Here is a 12,789-nt window from a genome sequence, read left to right as displayed (position 1 = left end):
TGTTGTTTTGTTGTGGAATTATACAACAAAAATTTGTTATTTGTCAAGAGGTTTACAAAATTATGTTGTTATTTGAAGATGTTATAAAAAGACTTAAAGAATCGTTGCAGTTAAAAACTGATAAAGAAATGTACGAATTTATGGGGACTAATCAAGGTAAATTCAGCATGTGGAAATCAAGAAATAAAATACCATATGAAGAAATTACAAATATTTGTTGTAATAAAAATTTAGATTTAAACTATATTTTAAATGGTAAAAAACAACAAAATTTTGTTGATTATAAAAAAGAAAACAAAAAAATGTTGGAAAAATTAACAGATTTAGAACATGAAAATCTATACCATTTATTAAAATCAAATATAATTTAAAATAGTTAAATAAATAATAATTAATATAACTATATAATATTTTATGGAATCAATAAAAACTTTAATACTTATTATATTTGCTTTTACAACTTCAATAACTCTAACAGTATCTGGAGTTTATTTTTTAAATGAAAATCTTAAATCAAATGTAGAAAACAATATAACATCTAGTAAAAACAATCAATCAAAAAATGAATCAAAAAATCAAATAAAAAAAATAGAAAAAATACAAAATAAAAAAAATGAAAATGTAACTAAAAAAGAAACTGAAATCAAAAATTTAAAAACAAATAATGAATCTAAAGAAAAAGAAGAAGAGTTTAAAAGAATTAAAAAACAAATAGATGAAAAAATGAATTATATATTTAGTAATTATAATGCATTTGGAAATGGAAATTTAACAATAACTATTGATTCTAATGATAAAGTAAAAGTTGAAAGTAGTAACTTAACAAATGATAGAAAATTAAAACAAAATGTATATTTGTCTTCTAAGGAACTTGAAGACAGCATTGAAAATATTTTATCATTTAGAAAATACAAAGAATCATTTATTCTTGACTATGATTTAAGTATAAAAAATATAGGTTCTATAGAAAGAACAGATTACTTCAGTTATTAAATTTTGTTACAAAAATTGTGACAAAAATTGTAGCAAAAGTACAAAACAAAACAAAAACTTACTAAGAATAGCGATAAAAACTATTGATTCTTTCGTATTGTTTAATCAAAAACAAATTATAACTAAATATTAGCTACAATCCGTTTACAATAAAGGAACAAAATGACAGTTATAGAATTATTTCAAAAATTATTAAGGTTTAAATCTGTTACTCCTGATGATGATGGAGCATTTGATTTTATAGAAGAGTATTTAGGTGAGGAATGGACTTGCATAAATATCGATAGAGAAGATACAAAAAATAGATTTTATTATAAAAAGTTTAATGACAATCCACAGCACTTATGTTTTGCAGGACATATTGATGTAGTACCTCCAGGTGAGGGTTGGGATGTTGACCCATTTGCAGCTGATATCATAGATGGTGTGATAACAGCAAGGGGAACACAAGATATGAAAAGTGGAGATGCTGCTTTTTTATATGCCTGTAAACATGCACAAAACTTTGATGGAACACTTAGTATTCTTATGACAAGCGATGAAGAGGGTGAAGGAACATATGGAACTATCAAAGCCTTAGAACACTTAAAAGAGATTGATTTTATACCTCAATATGCAGTTGTAGCAGAGCCAACTTGTGAAGATGTATTTGGAGATGCAATCAAAGTAGGAAGAAGAGGAAGTATCAATGGATATATCACTATCAAAGGAAAGCAAGGTCATGCTGCATATCCTGAAAAGTGTATAAACCCAGTACATAACTTTGCCCATGTACTTCCTAAAATAGCTGGTCATAATCTTGATGATGGAGATGAGTATTTTGCTCCTTCTAAAATGGTAATCACTGATATAAGAGGTGGTATGCAAGTTACAAACGTAACTCCAAATGAGTTAAAACTTATGTTCAATGTAAGAAACTCAACAAATACTACAAGAGAATCAGTTGAAGAGTTTATCCATAAAAACCTTGAAGATTTAGAGTATGACTTTAGAACTACACAAGGCTCTTTTCCTTTTGTTACAAACAAAGAATCAAAAGTAGTAAAAGCTATGGAAACTTCAATCCAAAAGGTACTTGGAGTAACTACAAAACACTCAACTGCTGGTGGAACTTCTGATGCTAGATATTTTGGAGCATTTGGAATAGAGGCTATCGAGTTTGGTGTTATCAATGATACTATCCACTCTGTAGGTGAGAGAACAACAGTTAAAGAAGTAGAAGGTTTAACTGATGTTTATGTGGATTTGATTAAAAACTTTTAAACTTAGTATTTTTACTTTAAAGCCTTGATTTTTCAAGGCTTTCTTTCTTTTTTCTTATTATTTACACTTTTTAATTTTTCGATATAATATATAAAAAAATTATAGGTTATCTTATGCCAAATCAACATATAACAGAATTTTTAAACTACTATATAAAACTTCCAAATCCTCAATATGCAGTATTATTGAAAGGTAAATGGGGAAGTGGAAAAACATATTTTATTAATCAGTATAAAAAGCAACTAAAAAAGAAATATATTTATGTTAGTTTATATGGAGTTTCTTCATATGAAGAGATTGAAACCAAGTTTCTTGAATCTTCAAATCCTGAATTATTCAATAAAAAAACGATTTATGCAAGTGTTTTAGCAAAAGCTTTTATTAGTGATAAGATACAAGGTTCTCTAAAAGAAATTAAAAAATCATTATCATCCTTAAATGCAAAAGAAAAAATTTTAATATTTGACGACATAGAACGATGTAGTTTAAAAATAGTTGACTTATTAGGTTATATAAACAATTTTGTTGAGCATCAAGCTTTCAAAGTAATATTAATTGCAAATGAAGAAGAACTTGATAAAACAGACAAATATAAAAATATAAAAGAAAAACTTATTGGAAAAACTTTTGAATTTAAAACAAATCCAAGTGATGCGTATGATAGTTTTTTAAGTGAATTAAAAAATGATAAAAGTATAAAAGAAAATATATTAGAAAAAGAAAAATCAAATATATTAGAATTTTTTGAAAAATCTGAATCGAATAATTTAAGAGCATTAAGACAAAGTTTACTTGACTATGAGAGGTTTTATGATGAAGTTTTAATAAAGCATTTTGAAAAAAAAGAGATGATTAAAGATATTTTATATTGTTTTTTTATTTTTTCTTTTGAGATTAGACAAGGAAATGAAGAAGTTTTAGCTTTACTTAATGATAAACAAAACTCTAATTTTTTATCGTTATCTTCTTTATCTAAATATAAACTCTATGGTGATTTTAATGCAATTATTCCTATTGTTCAATGGAAAGAAATATTACTTAACTCAAATATTCAAAAAGAAAGTATAACTGAAGCTTTAAAAAATAGTAAATATTACATTGATGAGAATACACCTTCTTGGAGAAAATTAAGCTACTTTCATAATTTAGCAGATGATGAGTTCAAAGTCTTATTAGAAGATGTTTTCCAAAAATTTAAGCTTAATGAATATAAGGATTATAAACATTTTAAATTTGTAGCTTCAATGTTATTATATTTTCAAGAAAAAGAGTTATTTAGTATTGAATTTGAAAAACTTTTCGATTTAATAAAGATAAATTTTGAAGCATTATTTGATGAAAATAATTTTAATATAGAAGATATATACTTTATAATTAAGGATATAAGAATAAGTGATTCAAGTTATGAAAATATTGCGTACTTTGAGAGTAAAAATTTTGAAAGACTAGAAAGTTATATAAATAAAGTTTTGGAAGAAAGAAAGATTTTAAAGCAGAAAAAAGATTTAGAAAAAATTATCTTAGCAATAAAAGAAAAAGATACACAAATACTTCTTGATTTATTAGAAGGTAAAAATGACAGAAGAATACTTGATTATAAAGATAAACCAATAATGAATTATATAAATATTGATAAGTTATTTAAGACTCTTATAAAAACAGATGGTTTAACAATGAGTTATTTTGGAGAAAGTATAAAAGACCGATACTATAAAGAAAAAGAAATGTTATTTGAAGAGGATATATTTTTAAAAATGTTATTAAAGAAATGTGAAGATTATATCAAAGAAAATAAAGGAAAACTAAGTACTCATAATTTAAATGAACGAATAGTTAAAAATCTAAAAATTGCATTGAGTCAAATAGAAAAAATGAAAAATGAAATAATAAGTTATAACAAAAACTATTCAAAACAAATACCAGAACTATTTACAAATATTATTCATAATACTTGTAATAAAGACTATACAAAAGAGCAATTAAATGCTTGGGCAAATCCAAATATTGATTATGAGGTCTGGGAAAAAAGATTAAATAAAACAAAACCATATTTAGCAATACTTGATGAAAAGTTAGTTGGCTTTACTGAGTTTTATGAGGACTATATTGATTGTTTTTATGTTCATCATAAATATCAAGGTCAAGGAGTTGGTAACGCTTTATTATCACATCTTCTAAATCAAGCAAAACAAAATAAAATTAAAACATTAAGAGTTGATGCAAGTATTACTGCAAAACCTTTTTTTGAGAAACATGGTTTTAAAGAAGTAAAGAAAAACTATGTTAAAAGAGATAATCAAGACTTAATCAACTATAGTATGACCTTAAATATATAGTCTTATTCAAAAGGATAAATATGAATAAACTTATGTCAGAAAACTTTTCTTTTTTTACTTATATACAAAAAGAGCCACAACACAAAAATGAAATTATCCTTTCTTCAAATAGTTTGATTTTAGTAACTAAAGGTACTAAGATATTACATTTAGAAAATGAAAATATCAATGTGGATGAAAATCATTTTTTATTTTTAAAAAGTGGTTCATATCTTATGAGCGAAGTTTTAGATGAGTATTATGAAGCGATGATTTTCAATTATGATGATTCTGTATTGTTAGAGTTTATCTCTAAATATAATATCACTTTTTCAAAAGAACTTATAGAAGAAGTAGATATTTTAAAGTTAAAGAAAACAGCAGAGTTAAAAATACTTATTGATTCAACTTGTGACTATATGAGAAATACAGCAATACAAAATGACCAACTAATAAAACTAAAACTAGAAGAGGCTTTTTTAAATATTTTGAATAGTTCCCTTGCAAAAGAGTTTAAAGGTTTTTTATACTCTATTTATAAAAACGACTCTTTTAAAATTTTTCTTGAAAAACACTTCTCTTATGAGGATAATATCTTAGATTTAGCAGATGAGTTAAAAATGACTCCATTAGCTTTTAGGCAGAAGTTTAAAGAGGTTTATAATACAACTCCTAAAAAATGGCAAGTTCTAAAGAGACTAGAAAAAGCAAAAGTACTTTTAGAAAATACACCTAAAAATGTAAGTGAAGTTTGTATTGAGTGTGGCTTTGATAACTTATCATGGTTTATACAAGCTTTCAAAAAACAATATAACCTAACTCCAAAACAAATAAAAAACAACAAAAATTAGAGTTTTTCTAATATTTTAAATTTTTATTTTCTTTTATAATCTCTTATCTTTAAAATATAAAAGGAAATATATGAGAAAAATATTGTTTGCTATAACTTTTATAGCTCTTAGCCTATTTGCAGAAAACTTCACTTTAAAAAGTAGTTCTTTAAAAGGACAACTAACAAAAGCCCAAGAGTTTAACGGTTTTGGTTGTAGTGGTGAAAATATTTCACCTGATTTGTCTTGGGAAAATGCTCCAAAAGAAACAAAATCTTTTGCTGTTACAGTTTATGACCCAGATGCTCCTACTGGTTCTGGTTGGTGGCATTGGGTAGTATTTGATATTCCAAAAGATAAACTTAGTTTAGAAAAAGGTTTTGGTTTTAAAGAAGATAAAGAGATAATTCAAAGTGTTACAAACTATGGTAAAACTGGTTTTGGTGGAGCTTGTCCTCCCAAAGGTGATAAAGCACATAGATATATTTTTACAGTATATGCTTTAGATACTGATAAACTAGGTTTAGACAAAAATACAAACCCTGCAATTGTAGGTTACTATTTAAATACTCATGCTCTAGCAAAAGCCTCTTTAATCTCTTACTATAAAAAATAATACATTGCCTTTTGGCAATGTATTTTATCTTTTCCTTACCTTATCAAATTGCTTTTATTTTCTTTTGATAATATAATAAATATAAATAAAAATGAAAGAGACAAATGAAAGTAAAATATTTAGAAAAATTTTATGTAGCAGGTATTACAACAAGAACAAACAATGAAACAGAACTAAATGAAGAAACTGCACAGATTCCAGCCTTATGGGATAAATATGCAGAAGAAAACATAGAAGGTAAAACTTTCAATAAAGCAAAGTCTATGGCTATGTATGGAGTTTATAACAAATATGAAAATGACGTAAACTCTGATTATGATTATACTATTGCTGTAGAAGTTACAAAACCTAAAAATGCTATCACTATAGAAAAAGATAAATATTTAGTATTTACAAAAAATGGAGAGTTTCCAGAAGTAGTAATTGAAGCTTGGAAAGATGTTTGGGATTACTTTGCATCAGAAGCTTGCGAGTATGAAAGAGCATACAATTATGATTTTGAAAAGTATGCAAAAGAAGATGAGATAGAGATTTATATCTCTATAAAATAAGGAACTAGATGAAAACTATAGGACTACTTGGTGGAATGAGTTGGGAAAGTACAGCTTTATACTACAAACAAATCAACGAAGAAGTTAAAAAACAACTTGGTGGATTACATAGTGCTAAAGTAGTCATCTATAGTGTAGATTTTGATGAGATAGAAAAACTTCAACATGAAGGAAAGTGGGATGAAACTGCAAAGATATTAAGCGAAGCTGCTAGAAATATTCAAAATGCAAGTGCCGACTTTCTAGTTATATGTACAAACACTATGCATAAAGTAGCTCCTACTATACAAGAGAATATTGATATTCCTATTTTACATATTGCAAATGCTACTGGAAAAAAACTTCAAGAAGAAGGTATTAAAAAAGTAGGACTTTTAGGTACTGCTTTTACTATGCAACAAGATTTCTATAAAAATAGTATTAGAGATAACTTTGACATTGAAGTAATTGTTCCAGATGACGATGATATAAAAATAGTTCACGAAATCATTTATGAAGAGTTATGTAAAGGTGAGATAAAAGAATCATCAAAAAAAGAGTACTTACGAATAATAGACTCACTTGAAAACAAAGGTGCACAAGGTGTTATTTTAGGTTGTACAGAAATAGGAATGTTAGTATCTCAAAAAGATACTCAAACAAAACTATTTGATACAACATATATACATGCAATTGAGGCTGTAAATAAAGCCCTTAACTAAAAGGATTGATTATGCCAAATATGATTTATGGAACAGCATGGAAAAAAGAGAATACTGCTTCTTTAGTAGAAGAAGCACTTTTGTGTGGTTTCAAAGCTATTGATACTGCTTGTCAACCAAAACACTACAGAGAAGACTTAGTTGGAAAAGGGCTTGAAAATGCTATTAAAAATGGTATAAAAAGAGAAGATATTTTTATCCAAACAAAGTTCACTCCAATATCAGGGCAAGATAGAACAAATATGCCATATGAAGCTAGTGATGATATTTTGACTCAACTTGAAAAATCATTTTACAAATCAAAACAAAATCTAAAAGTAGATTTTATAGACTCTTATCTTATTCATTCACCCTTTGCTCCATTAGAAGATTTAATAAAAGTATATAAGACTATGGAAGAGTTTGTTATCTCTGGTGAAGTAGGGCAAATAGGTATTTCAAATTGTTATGACATAAATTTACTTGCCTATCTTTATGATATTGCAAAGGTAAAACCAAAGGTGATACAAAACAGGTTTTATGCTGAAACTTCTTATGATAAAGAAATACGAGAGTTTGCAAGACAAAAAGGTATTATGTACCAAAGTTTTTGGTCTTTAACGGCAAATCCACAGTTACTAAAGCTTGATGAGATACAAACCTTAGCAAAGAACTACAAAAGAACAGTTCCTCAAATATTTTATAAGTTTTTAAATCATCTTGGAATAACTCCACTTAATGGAACTACTTCTAAAACTCATATGCAACAAGACTTAGATATAAAAAGCTTTTCTTTAGAAGAGGATGAGGTAAACTCAATACTTCGATATATATAATTAACCCATATGTAACCAAACTTATGATAACATGCGCTTATAATTATATTAAGTCAAAGGAAAGAAATGGAGCAATTACCAAATTGTCCTAAGTGTAATAGTGAATATACTTATGAAGATGGAAGTTTACTAATCTGTCCAGAGTGTGCGCACGAATGGTCAAAAGATGCAGTAGAAACTGAAGATGAAGATACACTAGTAGTAAAAGATGCAAATGGTACGATTTTACAAGATGGAGATGATGTAACAGTTATCAAAGATCTTAAAGTAAAAGGAAGCTCTTCTGGTATTAAAGTTGGTACAAAAGTAAAAGGTATCAGACTTGTAGAAGGAAATGACGGTCACAATATCGACTGTAAGATTTCTGGAGTTGGAGCAATCAAACTAAAACAAGAGTTTGTTAAAAAATCTAACTAATAAAATGAGAGTTTAATTACTCTCATTTATATACTACTTATAGCTTTTTGATTTCCAAAAAGAATAATACAAATCCCCGCAAACACGACTAAAGAACCTATAATATCCCATTTATTAAAAGCTTGTTTTTCTACTAAAAATAGCCAAGCCAAAGAAGAGATAATATAAATACCTCCATATATAGCATAAGCTCGTCCCGCAAACTCTAAATTTACTTTTGTAAGTAAATAGGCAAAAAAAACTAAAGAGACAACACCTGTAAAAAGCCAAAAAGAAGATTTTTGAAGTTTAAAAACCATCCAAAAACTATAACATCCTAATATTTCAAAAAATGCTGCTAAAAAATATATTGCAAACTCTAAACCCAAAGTAACTCCAAAAAATTTTATTATTAGTATTGAATATCATTACTAAATTGAACTTTAGTTAAAAACCTTTTAAAAGCTACTAAAACAGTTAAGCTATAAATTTCATCCAATAAAACTCTAAAGGATATAAAAACACAATAGAGATAACAGCTAACACAAGTACTACTTTTAACATATGCTTTTGTTTCATTCCAGATAAAGCAAGTCCCACTGCTAAAGGTGGAGCTTGAAATGGAAAATAAACATTAGAAAAAGCAGCAACTTGCATCATAAAGATTTCATTTAATGAAAAACTACTTATACTACTTAGGTGTTCTGCCATTGGAGTAAAGATAGCTGGAATAGTTGGTTGCGTGATAATAACTCCACTTAAAGACATCAAGGTAGTGATTTTTATATAGTCAAACAACTCATGTTCTGATGGTGTGTATAGGTTTATGATACTAAGTAAACTCTCTTTTATAAACTCATTATTTGCAACAATACTTCCAAGACTAATAATAGCAGCTACAAAAATCAATGAAGAGAAGTTGATACTATTTATATCTTTGCTTTTTATGATATTTATACTTGGATATGCTAAAAATAAAACTCCAATCATAGCTATCACACTAGGTGAGATTTTATGAATAAAGTCAGTTAACCAAAATAGAAGCATGATAGAAAGAGTTATCATAACTATTTTTTCATTTTTACTAAAAGAGCTATTCTCTTTTTCTAGTTTGTTATGTTTTATCTCATCTTTGAAAAATAGGTATATTAAAGCAACGATTATAATGTTTTTTAAAAAACCTAAAACAAAGAAGTTTGATAGTAAATAGTGAGAAAATAAAAGCTCAAAATCATAAATCTCTTTTGTAAGTCCACCTAATATCATATTTGGAACATTTGCAGGTAAAACAGTAAAAGCTGGAATAGAAGTACAAAGTATAAAAGTAAGCAGTATTCCAATATAACCTTTGTCATTTTCTTCAAAGCCTAAAGCTTTTGCAATAGTTATAGCTAAAGGCACTAATAAAACAACTCTAACTACACTAGAAGGCATCAAAAAGCTAAATGCCACACTGAATATAGAAATATATATAAGAAGCTTTAGATAGCTAATATCTTTGATTATAGAAAAGAAGTTAGAGAATCTATTGTTTAGGTTTACATTTTTTATAGCTGTTGCAATTAACATACCTGAAAAAACTAACCAAAAAGCAGAAGAGGAGAAACCAGAGAAGACTATCTCTTTAGGACTTAGTGCAAATACCAAACAAGTAAATAAAAATATAAGTGATGAAAAATACAAAGGTATTATGTTTGTTGCCCAATAAGCAATAGTAGAAAGAATCAAAGTAATTAGTATTAAGTCTTTTGTTTCACCAATAAAATTATTTAAAATAAAATATAAAAATAAGGGAATACAAATAAAAGCAATATTTTTTATCATAAGAGTTTATCCTTTTGTTTTATAGGATTTTATCAAGTATGGAAATTTTTGTATTGTAATATTTTGAACAATTAAGAAATATTTTTAAAATTTGTTGGTGTGATTCCATGATATTTTTTAAACTCTTTTGTAAAGTGTGCTTGGTCATAAAACCCACACTCCTGTGCAATAGAAGCTAAAGACTCATGCTCTTTTAAAAGTTTGGTTGCCTTTGAAACTCTTAAAAAGTTTATAAAACTTTGTGGTGTAAGACCAATTGTTTTAGAAAAGGTTCTATGAAAATAGTAAGGGTTCATTTCCATGACCTCAGCCATTTTATAAAAGTTTAACTCTTTTAGGTCATAACTCTCTTCTTTTAGATATTTAAATAGTAGTTCAAACTTTTCATTTTCTATTGTTTTGATTTTTTCTTTATACGTCATATACTTTTCACAAAGTAATGATATAAAGTTTATTATCTCTTCTGAAACTAATTTCTCAGAGTGCAAAGTTGTTTTTATAAGCTCTTCTAAATACTCAAATAACATCTCATCTTTTATGAAATACTCTTTAAAAGTATAGTTACTTTTAGAGCAAATACTACTAGCAATACTTTCAAAAAACTCCTTTGGAATGAAACAAGTTAAAAAGCTCCATTTTCCATCAACATTATAAGAGTTACAAGCATGAACAGTATTAGGTGGTACAATAAAAAGCATTTTCTCTTTTACTTCGTTTTCTTTGTTGTCCATTGAAAACACTCCTTTACCTTCTATACAAAGTCCAAGCATATAGTTATCTTCATGTATATGTTTAGCAAAGGAGTGTTTTTTATTTATGTGTTTAAAGATAAGTTTGTGTTCATTGAAAGCTATCTCTTTCATAATAGAGTGTTTTGTCATTTTTTACTCTTTAGTGATTTTCTTATTCTACTAAGATGAGTAGGAGAGATACCTAAGTATGAAGCAATATGGTGTTGAGATAGTCTTGATAAGATATGCTCAAACTCTTTTAAAAATCTTTCATATCTAACTTGGGCATCTTCTAAAACTAGTGCATAAGTATTATGGTCTTTTTGTAGTATCCAATGTTTTTCTAAATATAAAATATGATACATCTTCAAGTCTTCATACTTTGCTAAAAGCTCTCTATATTTTGTATGGTTTATATCTACAACAATAGAGTCTTCAATAGCTTGAACTGATGAGTTATTTTGAGTATTTGAAAGTAGTGCAACCATAGGACCATAAAATCTAGTCTCCCAAAAGAAGTTTTTTGTGTATTCTTCTCCATGTTCATTTGTAGAGAAGGTTCTAAATAATCCTTTATAAACAAAAGAGATAGCATCAACTTTATCATATAGTTCAAAGGCATAATCATTTTTCTTAATCTCTTTTATAGTGCATATATTTTTAAAGTCATTCCATGTGGCTTCAGAAATCTTAGTATAAGAGTCCATAGTATTTTTCAATGAAGCAAAAATTTCATTTTTATCTATATTCATAATATCTCATATATTTTTTGCAAAGAATAGTATATATTTATTAAAAAATCAACATATGTAAATGACAAAAAGAAATTATTTTAATAATCTTCTATAAAAAAAGGAAGAATATGTCAAAAGAGTTAAACTCTCATCTTATTATTTTATTTGCTACATTTTTAGTAGCTGGTTCATTTATTGTTTCTCAAAAGTTATCTGGAATAATTGACCCTATCTCAATTACACTTCTTAGGTTTGTGATTGCATCTGTTATTTTAGCTCCAATTGTTTTATTAAATAAAGAGTTTAGAAGACTAATAACTTTTACTTTTAAAAGAGCTATGATTATTAGCTTTTTTTACTCTTTATACTTTATTGGACTATTTAAATCTTTAGAGTATACAACAGCACTTAATACTGGAACACTATTTACACTTGTACCTTTACTTACAGCTATAGTCTCTATTTTTGTATTTAAACAAAAAATTCCCTCAAAGCAGTACTTAGTTTACTTTTTAGGGATACTTGGAACTTGTATTGTAGTATTCAAAGGTAGTTTACAAATATTTTTATCTTTAGCTTTAAATCAAGGGGATATTTTATTTATTGCTTCTATTGTGTGTATGGCTTTATACTCAGTATGTGCAAAGTATTTTCATAAAGAAGATGATAAGTTAGTGGTATTAGTATTTCTAACTCTTGTGGGTGGAAGTATTTGGATGAGTATTGCTTTAATAGCTTTTGATATTCCTTTAGAATGGAATAAGATAAATAGTTCACAGTTTTTATCAATGGCTTATTTAAGTATAGCTGCTACTTTAGTAACTTCATATCTTTATCAAAAAGGAACTATTCATTTAGGTCCTAAGAAAGTAATGTCTTATGTGTATTTAAACCCAGCAGCTATTGCAATACTTTTATTGGTATTTGAGTTTAGATTTATAAATATTTGGATGATACTTGGAATTATGATTTCATCTTTTGCTACTTTTGTTTTATTAAGAAGTAGAAGCTAAAAGTATA

At 26.8% G+C, this 12,789-nt stretch carries 15 protein-coding genes; 11 read left to right on the top strand and 4 right to left on the bottom strand.

The window, feature by feature from the left end; all coding sequences use genetic code 11:
* The first annotated feature begins 62 nt into the window (after nt 1–62).
* The 10 genes from CRV02_RS08285 (at nt 63) to CRV02_RS08245 (ending at nt 8,501) form a co-directional block, all read left to right on the top strand.
* Nucleotides 63–371 carry a helix-turn-helix domain-containing protein gene (locus tag CRV02_RS08285; RefSeq protein ID WP_129089934.1) on the top strand — a complete coding sequence of 103 codons (309 nt, stop codon included), beginning with the start codon at nt 63–65 and terminating at the stop codon, nt 369–371.
* 43 nt (nt 372–414) lie between these two features.
* On the top strand, nt 415–993 hold the full coding sequence (locus CRV02_RS14815; RefSeq protein WP_164968981.1) for a cell wall metabolism sensor histidine kinase WalK: 579 nt from the start codon (nt 415–417) through the stop codon (nt 991–993).
* A 162-nt stretch (nt 994–1,155) separates the two neighbouring features.
* Entirely contained in the window at nt 1,156–2,256 is a 1,101-nt protein-coding gene (gene dapE / locus CRV02_RS08280; RefSeq protein WP_129089933.1) for a succinyl-diaminopimelate desuccinylase, read from the top strand.
* A gap of 113 nt (nt 2,257–2,369) precedes the next feature.
* A complete protein-coding gene (locus CRV02_RS08275) occupies nt 2,370–4,592 on the top strand; it encodes a GNAT family N-acetyltransferase (RefSeq protein ID WP_129089932.1) in 2,223 nt (740 codons plus the stop codon).
* A 20-nt stretch (nt 4,593–4,612) separates the two neighbouring features.
* Entirely contained in the window at nt 4,613–5,422 is an 810-nt protein-coding gene (locus tag CRV02_RS08270; protein WP_258239263.1) for a helix-turn-helix transcriptional regulator, read from the top strand.
* 70 nt (nt 5,423–5,492) lie between these two features.
* Nucleotides 5,493–6,017, top strand: a complete 525-nt coding sequence (locus CRV02_RS08265) for a YbhB/YbcL family Raf kinase inhibitor-like protein (protein WP_129089931.1) — start codon at nt 5,493–5,495, stop codon at nt 6,015–6,017.
* Nucleotides 6,018–6,121: 104 nt separating this feature from the next.
* On the top strand, nt 6,122–6,568 hold the full coding sequence (locus CRV02_RS08260; RefSeq protein WP_129089930.1) for a GyrI-like domain-containing protein: 447 nt from the start codon (nt 6,122–6,124) through the stop codon (nt 6,566–6,568).
* 8 nt (nt 6,569–6,576) lie between these two features.
* Entirely contained in the window at nt 6,577–7,269 is a 693-nt protein-coding gene (locus CRV02_RS08255; protein ID WP_129089929.1) for an aspartate/glutamate racemase family protein, read from the top strand.
* 11 nt (nt 7,270–7,280) lie between these two features.
* Nucleotides 7,281–8,084, top strand: coding sequence for an aldo/keto reductase (locus CRV02_RS08250; RefSeq protein WP_258239262.1), 804 nt, complete (start codon nt 7,281–7,283; stop codon nt 8,082–8,084).
* 66 nt (nt 8,085–8,150) lie between these two features.
* Nucleotides 8,151–8,501 (top strand): zinc ribbon domain-containing protein YjdM, encoded by a 351-nt coding sequence (locus tag CRV02_RS08245; protein ID WP_129085187.1) that lies wholly within the window; start codon nt 8,151–8,153, stop codon nt 8,499–8,501.
* A 26-nt stretch (nt 8,502–8,527) separates the two neighbouring features.
* Here CRV02_RS08245 and CRV02_RS08240 read toward each other — a convergent pair whose 3' ends face one another.
* From CRV02_RS08240 to CRV02_RS08225, 4 genes are all read right to left on the bottom strand, one after another.
* Nucleotides 8,528–8,869, bottom strand: coding sequence for a YnfA family protein (locus tag CRV02_RS08240; RefSeq protein WP_129089927.1), 342 nt, complete (start codon nt 8,867–8,869; stop codon nt 8,528–8,530).
* 88 nt (nt 8,870–8,957) lie between these two features.
* Nucleotides 8,958–10,304, bottom strand: coding sequence for an SLC13 family permease (locus CRV02_RS08235; RefSeq protein ID WP_129089926.1), 1,347 nt, complete (start codon nt 10,302–10,304; stop codon nt 8,958–8,960).
* Between the two features lie 71 nt (nt 10,305–10,375).
* Nucleotides 10,376–11,185 carry an AraC family transcriptional regulator gene (locus CRV02_RS08230; protein ID WP_129089925.1) on the bottom strand — a complete coding sequence of 270 codons (810 nt, stop codon included), beginning with the start codon at nt 11,183–11,185 and terminating at the stop codon, nt 10,376–10,378.
* The gene (locus CRV02_RS08225; RefSeq protein ID WP_129089924.1) at nt 11,182–11,787 is read right to left on the bottom strand and encodes a Crp/Fnr family transcriptional regulator; all 606 of its coding nucleotides are present in this window, start codon (nt 11,785–11,787) and stop codon (nt 11,182–11,184) included. The genes CRV02_RS08230 and CRV02_RS08225 overlap by 4 nt, the downstream gene beginning before the upstream one ends.
* A gap of 110 nt (nt 11,788–11,897) precedes the next feature.
* Between CRV02_RS08225 and CRV02_RS08220 the strand changes: the two genes are divergently transcribed.
* The gene (locus CRV02_RS08220) at nt 11,898–12,782 is read left to right on the top strand and encodes a DMT family transporter (protein WP_129089923.1); all 885 of its coding nucleotides are present in this window, start codon (nt 11,898–11,900) and stop codon (nt 12,780–12,782) included.
* Nucleotides 12,783–12,789: the final 7 nt, after the last annotated feature.

It is taken from the genome of Arcobacter sp. CECT 8989 (assembly GCF_004116715.1).
In the GTDB taxonomy this organism is placed as follows: Bacteria; Campylobacterota; Campylobacteria; order Campylobacterales; family Arcobacteraceae; genus Halarcobacter.
This window is presented reverse-complemented; position numbering and strand designations above follow the sequence as displayed.